17 protein-coding genes and 1 other annotated feature (1 of these 18 running past the window's edge) are annotated in these 13,882 nt (G+C 41.2%); of the genes, 15 read left to right on the top strand and 2 right to left on the bottom strand.

Features of this window, described 5'->3' with window-relative positions:
- The 6 genes from ORD22_RS12990 to ORD22_RS12965 form a co-directional block, all read left to right on the top strand.
- Window positions 1–780 carry the final stretch of an S-layer homology domain-containing protein gene (locus ORD22_RS12990; RefSeq protein ID WP_486377080.1) on the top strand. The gene continues 1,473 nt to the left of window position 1, outside the view, so only the last 780 of its 2,253 coding nucleotides appear in the window; the start codon falls outside the window, past its left edge; the stop codon is at window positions 778–780.
- A 63-nt stretch (window positions 781–843) separates the two neighbouring features.
- Window positions 844–1,785 carry a DUF4430 domain-containing protein gene (locus ORD22_RS12985; protein WP_317646496.1) on the top strand — a complete coding sequence of 314 codons (942 nt, stop codon included), beginning with the start codon at window positions 844–846 and terminating at the stop codon, window positions 1,783–1,785.
- A 16-nt stretch (window positions 1,786–1,801) separates the two neighbouring features.
- Window positions 1,802–2,680 carry an energy-coupling factor transporter transmembrane component T gene (locus ORD22_RS12980; protein WP_317646495.1) on the top strand — a complete coding sequence of 293 codons (879 nt, stop codon included), beginning with the start codon at window positions 1,802–1,804 and terminating at the stop codon, window positions 2,678–2,680.
- A complete protein-coding gene (locus ORD22_RS12975; RefSeq protein WP_317646494.1) occupies window positions 2,662–4,335 on the top strand; it encodes an ABC transporter ATP-binding protein in 1,674 nt (557 codons plus the stop codon). The genes ORD22_RS12980 and ORD22_RS12975 overlap by 19 nt, the downstream gene beginning before the upstream one ends.
- Entirely contained in the window at window positions 4,308–5,006 is a 699-nt protein-coding gene (locus ORD22_RS12970) for an ECF transporter S component (protein WP_317646493.1), read from the top strand. Before ORD22_RS12975 ends, ORD22_RS12970 begins: the two co-directional genes overlap by 28 nt.
- A 239-nt stretch (window positions 5,007–5,245) precedes the next feature.
- A complete protein-coding gene (locus ORD22_RS12965; protein ID WP_317646492.1) occupies window positions 5,246–5,548 on the top strand; it encodes a hypothetical protein in 303 nt (100 codons plus the stop codon).
- 271 nt (window positions 5,549–5,819) lie between these two features.
- On the opposite strand, the gene ORD22_RS12960 is transcribed toward ORD22_RS12965, so the two are convergent.
- The gene (locus ORD22_RS12960; RefSeq protein WP_317646491.1) at window positions 5,820–6,302 is read right to left on the bottom strand and encodes a periplasmic substrate-binding domain-containing protein; all 483 of its coding nucleotides are present in this window, start codon (window positions 6,300–6,302) and stop codon (window positions 5,820–5,822) included.
- Window positions 6,303–6,720: 418 nt separating this feature from the next.
- Between ORD22_RS12960 and sigV the strand changes: the two genes are divergently transcribed.
- The 6 genes from sigV to ORD22_RS12930 all read left to right on the top strand — a co-directional run bounded on the left by sigV (window position 6,721) and on the right by ORD22_RS12930 (window position 10,399).
- Window positions 6,721–7,245, top strand: a complete 525-nt coding sequence (sigV, locus tag ORD22_RS12955; protein WP_317646490.1) for an RNA polymerase sigma factor SigV — start codon at window positions 6,721–6,723, stop codon at window positions 7,243–7,245.
- A 1-nt stretch (window position 7,246) separates the two neighbouring features.
- A complete protein-coding gene (gene rsiV / locus ORD22_RS12950) occupies window positions 7,247–8,119 on the top strand; it encodes an anti-sigma-V factor RsiV (protein WP_317646489.1) in 873 nt (290 codons plus the stop codon).
- 128 nt (window positions 8,120–8,247) lie between these two features.
- Window positions 8,248–9,180, top strand: a complete 933-nt coding sequence (locus ORD22_RS12945) for a polysaccharide deacetylase family protein (RefSeq protein ID WP_317646488.1) — start codon at window positions 8,248–8,250, stop codon at window positions 9,178–9,180.
- A 160-nt stretch (window positions 9,181–9,340) separates the two neighbouring features.
- Window positions 9,341–9,541, top strand: a binding site (T-box leader).
- Between the two features lie 91 nt (window positions 9,542–9,632).
- Window positions 9,633–9,827: an MBL fold metallo-hydrolase gene (locus tag ORD22_RS12940; RefSeq protein ID WP_317646487.1), complete on the top strand. Its 195-nt coding sequence runs from the start codon at window positions 9,633–9,635 to the stop codon at window positions 9,825–9,827.
- Window positions 9,828–9,869: 42 nt separating this feature from the next.
- Window positions 9,870–10,019 (top strand): hypothetical protein, encoded by a 150-nt coding sequence (locus ORD22_RS12935; RefSeq protein WP_317646485.1) that lies wholly within the window; start codon window positions 9,870–9,872, stop codon window positions 10,017–10,019.
- Window positions 10,020–10,147: 128 nt separating this feature from the next.
- The gene (locus tag ORD22_RS12930; protein WP_317646484.1) at window positions 10,148–10,399 is read left to right on the top strand and encodes an MBL fold metallo-hydrolase; all 252 of its coding nucleotides are present in this window, start codon (window positions 10,148–10,150) and stop codon (window positions 10,397–10,399) included.
- A 67-nt stretch (window positions 10,400–10,466) separates the two neighbouring features.
- Here ORD22_RS12930 and ORD22_RS12925 read toward each other — a convergent pair whose 3' ends face one another.
- Entirely contained in the window at window positions 10,467–10,655 is a 189-nt protein-coding gene (locus tag ORD22_RS12925; protein WP_317646483.1) for a hypothetical protein, read from the bottom strand.
- A 170-nt stretch (window positions 10,656–10,825) separates the two neighbouring features.
- Here ORD22_RS12925 and ORD22_RS12920 point away from each other — a divergent pair, with 170 nt between their 5' ends.
- Genes ORD22_RS12920 through ORD22_RS12910 form a run of 3 tightly spaced genes read left to right on the top strand, consistent with a single transcriptional unit; the run spans window position 10,826 to window position 13,870 of the window.
- Complete coding sequence (locus tag ORD22_RS12920) at window positions 10,826–11,515, top strand: response regulator transcription factor (RefSeq protein ID WP_317646482.1); 690 nt, start codon at window positions 10,826–10,828, stop codon at window positions 11,513–11,515.
- On the top strand, window positions 11,493–11,672 hold the full coding sequence (locus ORD22_RS12915; protein ID WP_317646481.1) for a hypothetical protein: 180 nt from the start codon (window positions 11,493–11,495) through the stop codon (window positions 11,670–11,672). Before ORD22_RS12920 ends, ORD22_RS12915 begins: the two co-directional genes overlap by 23 nt.
- Window positions 11,672–13,870: a sensor histidine kinase gene (locus tag ORD22_RS12910; protein WP_317646480.1), complete on the top strand. Its 2,199-nt coding sequence runs from the start codon at window positions 11,672–11,674 to the stop codon at window positions 13,868–13,870. Before ORD22_RS12915 ends, ORD22_RS12910 begins: the two co-directional genes overlap by 1 nt.
- The last annotated feature ends 12 nt before the right edge of the window (window positions 13,871–13,882 follow it).

The raw sequence follows: 13,882 nt of genomic DNA, 5'->3' as shown, positions 1-13,882 counted from the left end.
ACGAACTTAATCGATCATTTATTAAGTTTTCAAATGCCGGATGGTGGATTCCAGCACACGTCTGGAGACCGCAGTTCCAATGCGATTGCGACAGAACAAGCATTACAGGCATTGGTTGCATTCGAGTTATTCACAAAAGACAAAGGTCCGCTATACAATTTCAAAGAAGTTCCAGTGCTTCCGACTCCTAAACCAGATCCAACACCGAAGCCAGATCCAACACCGGCTCCAGATCCAAAAGAATTTACAGACGTTAAAGGGCATTGGGCGTGGACAGATGGTTATATTCAACAAACGGTAGATAAAGGGATCTTCAATGGTTATGCAGATGGTACATTCAGACCGAATCAATCACTGACTCGTGTACAAGCAGTAGCGATTATCGTGCGTGCGTTAGACTTGAAAACTGACAAAAAAGCACCGTTCTTAGATACACAAAACTATGCAGCGACTACGCAAGCTGAAATTGCGGCAGCATTCCATAATGGCATAGTGAACGGCAAAGATGGTAAATTCATGCCGTCTCAAAAAGTTACACGTTCACAGATGGCGCTTATGCTCTATCGCGCGTATGAAGTACAAAATGGCAAGAAATATGAAATCAATCAAGTGGCTCCATTCAGAGATATTCATAACTACAACCTTGAAGCAATCCGTGCGATGACGATGTTGTATGACCTAGACATGGCGAAAGGATCGAATGGTAACTTTATGCCGGGCGATTCTACTACACGTGCACATGCGGCAAAAATGCTTATTCAATTTTTAGCTACTAAATAATCACACAATCTTGCGTTCGATGGGCGCAAGATTGTCTTCATTTATTGAGAAGGAGGGTTCGTTTTGAAACAACTACAGAAATTAACGGGTTTTCTACTCGTATTGACACTTGCTTTTTTATTGACAGCGTGTGGCTCTTCACTTCAGAAACCGACTGGACTGGAACAAAGTACGAAAGAAATTCCAACGATGGATGCATTGCCTACGGATGAATTAGTAGAAGAACCCCCTGGTAAAGTGGAAGAAGATCCATTAGCAACACCAGACATAACAGAAAACAAGCCAGCTGATGTTACGAAAGAACAGCCGGCAACCGCAACACCGCCTACAACTAAACCAGAACCGGCAGCCCCTAGTAAACAACCAGTGGCCAGCCAACCAGCACCAACACATGAACCACCAGCTGTAGTGAAGAGAGTGGAACCAAAGCCTTTGGAAACACCGGTACGACCAGCAGAAAAGCCAGCACCAAAACCAGTAGAAAAACCAGTAGAAAAACCGGTCGTGAAGCCGAATCCAGCACCTACACCAAATCAAGCACCAAAGCCGAATCCAGCACCTACACCAAACCAAGCACCAAAGCCAAATCCGGCTCCTACACCGAAGCCAACACCACCACCAGTAGAAAAACCAGCGGCTCCAGCGCAGAGTACGATTGTCTATTCTATCGTCATTTCACCAACGGAAGTGCCCTTGCCACCGACTGAGATGGAAATCAATGATGGGGACACTGTACTTGCAGCATTGATTGCTATTACGCGAAAGCATAAAATACAGATGGATTATCGCGGGGGACAAGGGGCGACCGCTTATGTCGAGGGAATGGATAATGTCTATGAATTCGATAGAGGCCAAGGAAGCGGTTGGATGTATCGTGTCAATGGCATTTTCCCTGATCGTGGAGCGGGCGTTGTGCCGTTGCAAGACGGAGACCGAGTGGAGTGGCTCTACACGACTAATCTTGGGGTAGACTTGAATGCGGATCTGAAACCGTTCCGTAGATAAGAGAGGGGAATTACTAATGGGCAATGGAATACAAACTGTTCACCCCTTTGTTATGTTTTTTTACTATATATGTATAGGGTTCTTCGCGATGTTTTTCAACCATCCAATCTTCTTACTGGCAGGTTGTCTAGCATTGATTGCGGTCAATTTATCTCATGATGGCGGTGCGGCGATGAAGCAATGGGCGCCGATGATGATTGGTATGACATTGCTCATTATCCTAATTAATCCGTTCATTAACTCAAGAGGGACGCATGTGTTCTTTTATTTTAGAGGGAAGCAAGTGACGCTTGAAGCGACGTTGTACGGTGTAGTGACATCGATGTCGCTGTTGATGATTTTATTGCTGTTTATTTCATTGAATATTGTCTTGAACGGTAATAAATTATTGTATATTTTCTCAAGAATCTTGCCGAAAACCGCGTTTCTCATTATGCTATCGATTCGTTTCGTACCATTATTGAAAAGACGTTTAATGGAAATTCAAGATGTTCAACGACTGAAAGGAATGACTATTTCACAAGGGACATTACGCGAGCGAGCGAGGAGTGGTATGTCGATTTTGCAGATTTTGCTTTCTTGGTCGTTAGAGGAAGCGATTGAAACTGCAGACTCGATGAAAGCGAGAGGCTATGGTTCGGGTAAACGAAAGCCTTACATACCGTATCGTATGACTAATTCAGATAAACAATGGCTTACTTATTTAGCGTTATTATTTACAGTCTGTGTCGCTGGTGGATTTTTAGGTTATGGGAAAATTATCATCTACCCGGCGCTTGGGACATTACACATCTACCCACTGGATTGGATAGTACTTGTTTGTAGTCTAGCAGTCGCACTGTTTCCGGTATTTGTAGAAGGGAGGGAGTTGCAGAAATGGAATTATTCAACATAAATCATGTCTCATTTTCTTTTCCTGATACAAATCAAAAGGTGCTGACAGATGTCAGTCTTTCATTTGATGAAGGTGAATTTGTTGTGATTGGTGGAGCGAGTGGTAGTGGAAAGACGACCTTGCTGAAATTATTAAAAAGAGAATTGACGCCGACCGGTACATTAGAAGGCGATATTTTATATAAAGGCAAACCTATTAATGACTGGGAAACACGACAGATGATTGAAGAAGTCGGATATGTGTTCCAAGATCCGGACAATCAAATCGTTATGGATGAAGTCATGCAAGAAATAGTCTTTGGTTTAGAAAACTTAGGTTATTCAACATTTGAAATGCGTAAACGCGTGGCAGAAATGGTTCACTTTTTCGGTGTGGAAGACTTACTAAATGCAAAGCCTTCAGAACTATCGGGTGGACAGAAGCAAATATTGAATCTATTATCCGTCTTACTAATGAAGCCACGGGTGTTATTGTTAGATGAACCTACATCACAGCTCGATCCAGTAGCCGCAAAAGAGTTGGTCCTCATGCTGGAACGGTTGAATAAAGAAACTGGCATGACGATTGTGTTGGTGGAACATCGTCTAGAAGAGTTGTATGCCATGGCGGATCGAGTCGTCTTCATGGAGCAAGGAAAGCTGCGCTACGATGGGGATAGCCGACAAGTCATTGAACAATTATATGCGGATCAAGCGACCGAACTGTTCCCGTACCTTCCAGCATTTGCACGGCTTTATATGGAATTCGAAGAGCAACCGATTCGTCGGGAAATTCCATTGACCGTTAAAGAGTGTAAGCAATGGATTGGCCGGCAGGAGAGAGAAGTTTCGGTAGTTGATACCAAAACGACTTCAAGTCAACAGCCACTATTGCTCGAATTAACCGATGTCTATTTCCAATATAAGAAGAAAGAATCATTCGTCTTAAAAGGGTTGAATTTGAGTATTCCTAAAGGCCAATTCTTTTCATTAGTTGGGGGAAATGGGAGTGGGAAAACGACAGCTTTGCGTGCAAGCCTTGGAAGTATTCAGCCACAACGGGGGAAAGTCCGATTGAACGGTAAAGATATGAAGAAGAGTAAAGACTCTGATTGGCTTGGGAAGATTGCGTATTTGCCACAAAATCCACGGACTTATTTTGTTCAACAAACGATTGAAGAAGAGATGAAAAATCTCGCGGAACGTTTTGGTCTGAAAGATGCAGACAGTAGAATTGATCAGTTACTGACGTCTTTTGGTATTTCACATTTGCGTGCGAGACATCCGTATGATTGTTCGGGTGGAGAAGTGCAGAAGGCGGCACTCGCTTGTATTTTGATAGGCGAGCCAGAGATGTTGTTCATTGACGAGCCGACGAAAGGAATGGATCCAATTTCGAAGCAGCATCTGGGTGAATTATTGTCCGAGTTGCAGAGAAAAAGATTGACGATTTTCATGGTGACGCATGATATTAGCTTTGCGGCGCAATATGCCGAACGCTGTGCGATGATGTTTGACGGGGAAATTGCGGCAGACGGAACGCCGGATGAATTATTCAAAGGGAATTATTTCTATACGACGGCAATTAACCGTGCGACACGGGAAACGAGACAGCCAGAAGTGTTGACGTATGAGGAGGCAGTGAAGACATGGAACGTTCGAGAAAGTATTTATTAATTGTTTCTTTGTTACTGCTTTCACTGCTCGTCATTTCGATTGTTTTCTTCCATTATAAAGCGTATTTGCTGCTGAGCTTAATCATGATCGCATGTATTATGATTCCATTTTTTGCGCGGTTTGAGTGGCGGGACGTGGCGGGACGAGAAGTTGTGTTACTTGCGATGCTCGCTGCCATTGCGGCGGTCGGACGCGTGCCGTTTGCGGGCTTACCAAGTGTCCAACCGACTTCGTTTATCATTATCATGGCAGGACTAGTCTTTGGAGCGGAATCGGGCTTTATCGTTGGTGCTGTTGCTGCGATTGTCTCAAACTTCTTCCTAGGTCAAGGTCCATGGACGCCTTGGCAGATGTATGCTTGGGGGATGATGGGCATGAGTGCGGGCCTGTTGCGAAATACATGGTGGATGAAGACGCTCTGGGGAAAGTGTACATTTGGTTTCCTTTGGGGTTATTTATTTGGCTGGTTCATGAATATGTGGATCGTTGTCGGCAACATCGAAGCCTTGTCATGGGAGTTTTTTATCGGAATCTATGTGTCGAGCATTTACTTCGACTTGGCCCACGCGCTATCGAACGTATTTTTCCTGATCGTCTTTGGTGCCAGTTGGATTAAAATCTTGCAACGAATTCAGCGGAAATACGGTTTGCTTGAAGAGCAGCCTGGATGAGGGAGGAGTAGCCATTTCTTGGTTACTCCTTTTTTGATGGCGTATAGAGATGAGATCTTCTGAATTATTATTGATAATGGAGTGTGTATTACTATGAAAGAAACTAGGTGTACCAAGTGTATCCAGTGAGAGATTTCTGTTAATTTTAAAGATATGGTACAATAACTTTAATGGGCTCATTCCGTTAATGGGGCCATTTTGAATAAGATGTACGCCTTTTCATTTGGAAAAGTAATTGAATGATTGATGAAGAAAAAGTGGATGTGATTGAATCCGTTATCCAAGGGTTGATGGTACAGTACGGTATCTCAAGTGACCTGGAAGAATTGGAAGTAACGCCGGTGTTCGAAGAAAATGCATACAAACGCCATCAATTCACTTTGAAAGTGCAAGGGGAACAGTACAAAGGATTCGTCCATGAAAGTGAAATTCAATGGTTCCATCCTCAGCCAATGCAAAAGATGGAAGAAGAAAAAGTACAGGCTATTGAAGAGGAAATTCATGAAAAGTTGGCGGATTATCAAAAAGAGGAAGACAAATAAAAAAAGCTCTGATCTAAAAGTTAGTGTGTTATATGAAGTAACTTCTTGGCTGGTGTGAAGACGGTAGTGTACCGGACTCATACCAGCCAATTTTTGCTTTATGCGCTTATTGCTATAATAAATACACGACTCGATAAGTTGCGGCCCGGATAGTCGATCAGCGTATGAAAGCGGCGGTAGCTATCATTCCCAATAATAAAACACCCCAAAAGTTAAATTATAACTCTAACTTTTGGGGTGCACTTCATATATGCGAGAACTTAATTTGCTGTCACTTACTTAATTTTTTATCCCATTCTTCGATATTCCACAAAACACCGAATCCATGATGTCCAAGTGTGCGCATGCTGATTCCTGATACATTTTCATTGACGCCGTATAAAGCCTGAAGATAAACGAGAAAGTTGTAAGGAGGATGAGTTGTTAGTTTTTCTTGGAATTGATGATAATAAGCCTTTCTTTCATCTTGGTTTACCGTTGTTCTAGCTTTTAATAACAATGCGTCGACTTTAGTATTCTGATAGGAACCGAAATTGTATTGCCCGTCTCCTATTTCATCACTGTGGAACAAACGGTACGTATGGTCGTCTGGATCAAATTCACTGCCCCAGCCTATAATCAACACTTCTTCACTATCATATTTGACGGCATTTTGATCGACAGGTTTTGGAGTGGCGATTATGCCAAACGGCTTAAGTTGTTCCTGCTTTCTAAGAAAAAGTAATAGATTTTTGATGGTGAAAGCATCAAACACAATGCCTCATTCTACCATATAGAAAGTTCATTTAAAAATCTTAACGCATATGGGCTAGACCCGTCGTGTAGTCGCCATCTCGGGTGAAAATTCGGGTGAATGCGACTATTTTGGGGGTCCAATCGTTGAACGAGTTAGTAGCGTATAAAGACTATTTAGATAAAAGGCGAAGGGCTCAAAGGAGTGAGAACCTCGCATTGAATCACTAGCCATTTTACTAGTGTATTGCTTCTAGCAATACCTTATGCCAAAAATGAATTTTCAATTACCATACTGTATACTATCGTCCAGCTAACGTTAAGTTAATTGAGAAATATGAATAAGATCCATACAAAAAAATCTGCCGGCCATTTTATTTTTAATCAATCCAAACTTTTTTAAAGTTAAGGCCGTCAAATAACTAGAACATGTACGCGACATGTTGGAAAGTGGAGAAGGTGAATACTTTGTCATGACAAAAACAGAAAAATTTAAACTTATTGAGACATTTATAATAGAAAATCAAGAATCCCATTACCGACTTGCCTACAGCTATGTGAGAAATAAAGAAAATGCACTTGATATTGTGCAAGAGGCAATTATTAAAGCATTACAATCCATTGATCGTTTGGATGAAATCAAGTATTTAAAGACATGGTTTTATCGGATACTGGTGAACACTTCAATCGATTTTATTCGGAAACATCGGCGTGTACTAGTGATGGATGATGAGATTTTGGGTGGGTATTTACCACAAACAGAAGACGAACAGATAGATATGGATTTACTAGACGCACTCGATGCGCTCAGTGCTTATGAAAAGTCATTAATTATCTTACGTTTTTTTGAGGATTTGAAGATTGAAGAGGTAGCAACCGTTTTAGGCGAGAATGTTAATACGATAAAAACTAAGCTTTACCGAACATTAAGGAAATTACGTATAGAAATGGGAGAGGAGATTTAGGATGAAACAGATTAACAAACTTAAGAAGCAATATAATGATATTGAAATCCCTTCTGAATTGGACGAAGTAGTGAGACAATCCATTGAAAGAGCGACAATAACAAAAAAGAAGCGCTCCCCTGTAAAGCAATGGTCCCTTGGCGTGGCTGTAGCAGCTGTTATGTTCGTTGGTAGCATTAATGTCAGTCCGGCATTCGCAAATTCGTTAGTGAATATTCCTGTTCTTGGATCCATTGTAGAAGTCTTCACTGTACAGACCTTAACGATGGATAAAGAGACTTACCAAGCAAATTTGAAAACGCCAGCAATCAGTGGGTTGGATAGAGAAGGCTTGCAAACCGCATTGAATGAGAAATACATCGAAGAAAACAAAGAGCTTTTTAAGCAGTTTAAGGCAGACGTCGCAGAAATGGAAGAGGTCGGTGCTGGCCACTTGGGCATCGATTCTGGTTATGAAGTGAAAACCGATACAGAGCAATTATTATCCATTGCCCGTTACGAAGTGAATACGGTTGGATCGTCTTCCACTACGATGCATTACGATACGATTGATAAACAAAACAATGTTTTAATTACATTGCCAAGTCTTTTTAAGGATGATTCCTATGTGGAAATAATTAGTGCTTATATTAAAGACGACATAAAGCAGCAAATGAAGGATGACGGAAACGTTGCGTATCTCACCGTTGAAGGTGCGGACCTTGAGTTCCGTTCAATTCAAGCAAATCAAAACTTCTATATAACTGCCGATCATAAACTTGTAATCTCTTTTGACAAGTACGAAATAGCGCCTGGTTATATGGGAGTGGTCACATTTGAAATCCCATCAGATATCTTGAGTGATGTCCTTGTGGGAGACACGTATATTCATTAAGTTTCTTTGTAACAGCAGCAGATGATTCATTTCGTCTGCTGTTCTTCACTTTACTAGAATAACCTCTACACATACATAATAGTAAATCACGATCTATTCATCACCAAATGACAGGAGGATTTTTTAAAATGAGTACACTAGGTCAAGAAGTCAGATGGAAAAGGAGAAGGTTAAAAAAACAGTATTTCCTGATTCTTCTCCTCGTTCTATTTGGGACTGTTTTTTTTGTTGGGAAATCCTATTCTTTTCGTGAACTACCTAGCGCACCGGATGAACCTTTAACTACACTAGAGCCAACCGATACAGCAGAGCTAACCGATACACCAGAACCAACTGATACACCAGAACTAACGGATTCACCAGAACCAATCGATGCACCAGAAGAATCGAGCCCTCAACCTGAAGCACTCACTGAAGTGGAATCCGATAAAACAGAAGAAAATACACCGAAAAAAGTAGTCTATTTGACGTTTGATGATGGCCCTGGCAAATTGACTGAGCAATTTTTAGATGTCTTGCAGGCGCATGGGGTGAAAGCTACGTTCTTTATGCAAGGAAGCAATTTAAAGAAAGACTACCTACAGGATAGCGTAAGACGTGCAGTACAAGAAGGCCACTACATCGGCGGTCATAGCGTAACTCATAATTATAAAACGCTTTACACAGATCAGCAATTTGTGCCTGAGATGGTTGAAACACTAGACCTTATCCATGAAATAACAGGAACAACTCCTCATTTAGTTCGACCTCCTTATGGGTCAGCGCCAGGGTTGAAAAACGAACAGATAAGAAAACAACTCGCTGATGCGCATATCAAAGTTTGGGATTGGACTATCGATTCGTACGATTGGAAACTTGCAGGTAACCCTTCTCAAATAGTGCAAAACATCAAACAGGGTACTAGTTCTGACAGAGAAATTGTATTGATGCACGAAAAGAAACAAACCTTGGAGGCGCTCCCTAGGGTCCTCACGTTCTTTAAAGAACAAGGATATGAATTTGCTGTCTATGATGATGCCCATCACTTTGTTCTCAATTTCCAGAATGACTTAGCGCTTTAAGGAAGGCGTTTATTTGAGTATAGTACTAACTGGTTTCTACCATTACTAGTAGTTAATGAATCATCTATAGTAAATTCATGTTTCAAATTGTTCTTTACCAATTCGAAACATGTATACAATACACGGATTGGCAATTCTGTCAAAACAATTTATGATGTTGAAAAATGTGATGAACTGTTCGAAGTAGTTTTGCAGACTTGGCAAAAAAGATTTGATGGTTGGTGCGAGCCAAGCAAGGTGCAATAACGAATTACAAACGGGGAGCAGACGCTGTTTATGTCCGGTTTTAGCCGTTATCTAAAATGAGTGAGCAGAATCTTTCTGCTAATTTGGGTGGTACCACGGAGCTTCCGTCCCTTCAGTTTAATGATGGGGGGAGGCTTTTTTTATTTTTGTCGGAAATTTGAAAGTTGATATACATATAAACAATAGATTCTAGGAGATGCGCCAATATGGATGAAGTAATTTTACAAGTGATGGGAACAGCGCAAGATGCAGGATTGCCGCAGCCTAATTGTTATTGTGAAAATTGTACAAAAGCGATGGATGATCCATCATTCAAACGACGAGCTGCGTCGCTAGATATTGTCTTTCCGGATCACAATGAATGGCATGTAATTGATGCATCGCCTGATTGTAAAAAGTAAATCACTTTGCTGCAACGCACACATGGATTAGAAGGTCATGTCATGGAAAGTATCTTCCTAACGCATGCGCACATCGGGCATTATCCAGGTCTAATCTATCTAGGGAAAGAAGCTATGAATACACAGAATGTGCAAGTATATGCCGAACAGTTGATGAAAAACGTACTAGAAACACATGTACCGTGGCGTTAATTAACAGATCTCGGTTCTATTCAAGTGCAGGCACTTGATGATGGAATTCCAACTAGATTGAATGAGAGTGTGGAAGTTGTTCTAGTTAGAGTACCTCACCGGAATGAATTCTCTGAGAGGTTTGCCTATTGGATGTAACGTTTTTCTCTGGAAATGATTTAGCGGATAGCGGTAGCAGTGACAGGGACTTGAGCGAGATCCCTCATCCTTTTATCACTGACACAATGGAACGTTTGAAAGGTATAACAGACACTTGTAAAATTTACTTTACTCATTTCAATCACAGTGATCCTGCTTTAAGAAACACTAGTGAAGAACGAAAATTCATTGAAAAGAATGGTTTTTATATTGCGGATGATGGGATGACGTTTGTTATATAACTCATTCACGCACTTTTTATGAACAAGCAAAAGCACCCTTTCGAATAGAAGGGGTGCTAGTTTGTGTTTAGGATGGATTTACGGTGCGGGTGTTGCCAGTCTGTACGCTTTTCTTATCTTTTTTGGCGTTTGCGTTGTTTTTCTTAGCTGCGTCGTTTTGTCCGATGACGTCAAAATCATCTGGGCTTAGATCGTATCCAAAGCCATACTCCTCACGCATCTTTTCATTCTTCTTTTTGTTTTTCTTCTTAGGCATCGTCGTCACCTCCATTTAAAGAGTTTGGCTTTATTTATTGGAATTATGCACATATCACTCTAGTTATGAATGCGATGCATAGAAACCTTCAGACTTTCTTCATACTTTTCCTAGATGTTTGTTAAGAGTCGGGTGATAGAATGAAGTTATTAGTGAGACGGGGTGACGATATGACAGAATTTACGATATTGGTGGCGGATGATGATAAGGAAATCCGTGAAGGAATTGAAATTTATTTGAAAAATGAAGGCTATGCCGTGCTGAAGGCAAAAGACGGCCAAGAAGCGCTTGAATTACTCGCTTCAAATGAAGTCCATTTACTCATATTGGACATTATGATGCCGAATATGGATGGCATCACGGCCACATTTAAAATACGGGAAATGCAAAATGTCCCAATTATTATGCTGAGCGCGAAGGTCGAGGATTCGGATAAAATCCATGGATTATCTGTAGGTGCGGATGATTATGTGACGAAGCCATTTCATCCACTGGAGCTGATGGCGCGTGTGAAATCGCAACTTAGACGGTATGTGCAACTTGGAACGTATGAAGGACAAAAAGTCATTGAAGTTGATGGACTGGTGCTAAGTGAAGAAGCGAAGGAGCTGACGGTGGATGGGACACCGGTTCGGCTAACACCAATCGAATATAAAATTACAGAATTGCTGATGAAAAATCCAGGCCGCGTATTTTCTATCAATGAAATATATGAACGAGTTTGGAATGAGCCTGCCTACAACGCAGAAAATATCGTGGCGGTACATATTCGGAAAATTCGTGAAAAAATTGAAACGGATCCCAAAAATCCTCGTTATGTAAAGGTGGTATGGGGCATTGGCTACAAAATTGAGAAATAATAGTGGATTGGTTTGGTCACTATTTGCCATTGTTGTTGCGATAGGCAGCCTCATCTATTGTGCGTCATTTGCTCTAGATCTATTCGCAAATGGATGGGAACGCTTGAATGTAGTTACCGATTATTTCGGACGAATTATTAGAGGGGGAACGGTGTGATGAATAAAAAAATTCAATTAGCTATCTGGTCCGCACTCGTAACGTTCGTGTTGATTGCTATACCATCGTTCATTCACTATGCACCGCAACTTGTTGGCAAGACGTTTACTGAACAAAGAGACTTTGAGTATCGGATAGAGCAGACGTATGAAAACTTAGCGGTCAGTGTCCTTAATCCGATTGACCTTGAAAAGGCTATGAAGACAATACGGGTTTCGCAAGAGGAAATCGAAGAGTATCGGGGAAGGTACGGATCGCTGACAGATCAATTGAGCAGTATCCAGCGACAATACACAGACCGAATTACGGAAGCGAAGGAACAGAAAAATGAAATGATACTGTTAGCACTTGTGAAAGAACGCAACGCAAAGATGAAAGATATCGAAAAGAATTTCACTAGTGATGACTATGTTGCCGATAAAATACGTAGTGATAAAGCGAGAGAGTTGGCTAACACTATAAAAGAAAACGAAAATAATCGTCAGGATCAATTACCGATTTCTTATGACTTAGTCAATACGGAAACGGGTGAACGGTTGACGAAAGGAACGGTTGATATACCATCCATTTTCAGGGAAGAGTTCAATGACGAGAAGGGTTATTTTAAGGCAAACTCCGCCATGCATCATATGGGTTACTCTGAATATATGGATGCCCATAACATGGCCTACTCTACTGATGAAGAAGCGATTATTAGCAATCCACCACAGTATTTCGAAGGAACGATCAGCATTCCAGAAGAGACTGTACAGTCGGGAGCACTGAAGAATGAACACGAGAATTTCAAACGTGGAAAATACATGTTGTATGTATTTTGGATTGTCGGTATAGCAGCACTTATTGCCTTGTTGACCAAAGTGAAGTTTCGTAGTGAGTGGGTAGCGCATACAAAGTTTACTTCTAACTATGTACGTTGGAAAATCGATGTAAAAGTAGCTCTACTTTTACTGACGGCCGTTAGTTTAGCTATCTATATTGAATCTATAACTTTCAATATCTTTAACCAGCTTACTTACTTAACTCTAGGGACGGTAAGTAAAATGATTGTCAGCTTCTTGCTGATTGGCGTTCTGTTTACAATACTACTAGCATTCCAAGCCGTTCATTTATTTGAACAGTATCGCCAACCTGGAACGATCGAAAAAGCCTTAAAAGAAAGCTATACCGCACAATTCATGCAAAATATCGTCGGCATGTTCAGCAATCGTACGATAGGTATACAATTATTCTACTTGCTTATCGGCTTCTTCTTAGCAGGTCTCGGTCTTGCAGTCATCGTCGTCGGTGGATTTGGTGTACTGCTTTATGTAGCCTGTGTTGTGTTCCTAGGATTACCTGCACTTTATCTATTCGCTAGTAAAGGTGCGTATCTAAACCGTATTTTAGCTGCCACAAACGACATGGCAGCGGGTCACTTAACACAGGCGATCCCGGTCAAAGGAAAATCACCACTCGCAAAACACGCAGCCAATTTGAATAACTTACGTGAGGGTGTACGAGTTTCTATCAATGAACAGGCGAAAAGTGAACGGTTAAAAAGTGAACTTATTACGAATGTTAGTCATGATTTACGAACACCGCTAACGTCAATTATCACGTATACCGATTTATTGAAAAATGAAAACTTGTCTGCTGAGGAGCGTAGCAAATACGTCGCGATACTCGATCAAAAATCACAACGTCTGAAAACGTTAATCGAGGATTTATTTGAAGTGTCAAAAATGGCAAGTGGAAATATGGAACTAGTAAGACAGCGCGTGGACTTGAATCAGTTGATGCAGCAAGCGTTAGCGGAACATGCAGAAGAATTTTCAAAACAGGATTTATCTATTCGCAGTACGTTATCGGAAACACCAGTTTACGCAATGGTGGATGGGCAGAAATGGTGGCGTGTATTGGATAATTTGCTCATTAATACACTGAAGTATTCATTGATTGGTACGAGAGTGTACGTAAATCTCCAAAAAATCGGATCCAATGCACGTATCACTATAAAAAATGTTGCGAAATATGAAATCGGGGATAATACAGATGAATTATTCGAGCGTTTTAAGCGCGGTGACGAATCAAGACAAACGGAAGGTTCGGGTCTTGGCCTCGCAATTGCACAGTCGATTGTGGAGTTGCATGGAGGCAAGATGGGAGTAGAAGTCGATGGAGATTTATTCAAAGTGACGATTGATATCATCGCTGGGTAAATGGGTATAGGG

Source organism: Sporosarcina sp. GW1-11 (assembly GCF_033088395.1).
In the GTDB taxonomy this organism is placed as follows: Bacteria; Bacillota; Bacilli; order Bacillales_A; family Planococcaceae; genus Sporosarcina.
This window is presented reverse-complemented; position numbering and strand designations above follow the sequence as displayed.

What these genes read in the sequence shown, in the direction of transcription:
- ORD22_RS12980 (WP_317646495.1), top strand. Translation starts at nt 1,802, where the DNA reads ATGGGCAATGGAATACAAACTGTTCACCCCTTTGTTATGTTTTTTTAC.
- ORD22_RS12975 (WP_317646494.1), top strand. Translation starts at nt 2,662, where the DNA reads ATGGAATTATTCAACATAAATCATGTCTCATTTTCTTTTCCTGATACA.
- ORD22_RS12970 (WP_317646493.1), top strand. Translation starts at nt 4,308, where the DNA reads ATGGAACGTTCGAGAAAGTATTTATTAATTGTTTCTTTGTTACTGCTT.
- ORD22_RS12965 (WP_317646492.1), top strand. Translation starts at nt 5,246, where the DNA reads ATGATTGATGAAGAAAAAGTGGATGTGATTGAATCCGTTATCCAAGGG.
- sigV (WP_317646490.1), top strand. Translation starts at nt 6,721, where the DNA reads ATGTTGGAAAGTGGAGAAGGTGAATACTTTGTCATGACAAAAACAGAA.
- rsiV (WP_317646489.1), top strand. Translation starts at nt 7,247, where the DNA reads ATGAAACAGATTAACAAACTTAAGAAGCAATATAATGATATTGAAATC.
- ORD22_RS12945 (WP_317646488.1), top strand. Translation starts at nt 8,248, where the DNA reads ATGAGTACACTAGGTCAAGAAGTCAGATGGAAAAGGAGAAGGTTAAAA.
- ORD22_RS12940 (WP_317646487.1), top strand. Translation starts at nt 9,633, where the DNA reads ATGGATGAAGTAATTTTACAAGTGATGGGAACAGCGCAAGATGCAGGA.
- ORD22_RS12935 (WP_317646485.1), top strand. Translation starts at nt 9,870, where the DNA reads ATGGAAAGTATCTTCCTAACGCATGCGCACATCGGGCATTATCCAGGT.
- ORD22_RS12925 (WP_317646483.1), bottom strand. Translation starts at nt 10,655, where the DNA reads ATGCCTAAGAAGAAAAACAAAAAGAAGAATGAAAAGATGCGTGAGGAG.
- ORD22_RS12920 (WP_317646482.1), top strand. Translation starts at nt 10,826, where the DNA reads ATGACAGAATTTACGATATTGGTGGCGGATGATGATAAGGAAATCCGT.
- ORD22_RS12910 (WP_317646480.1), top strand. Translation starts at nt 11,672, where the DNA reads ATGAATAAAAAAATTCAATTAGCTATCTGGTCCGCACTCGTAACGTTC.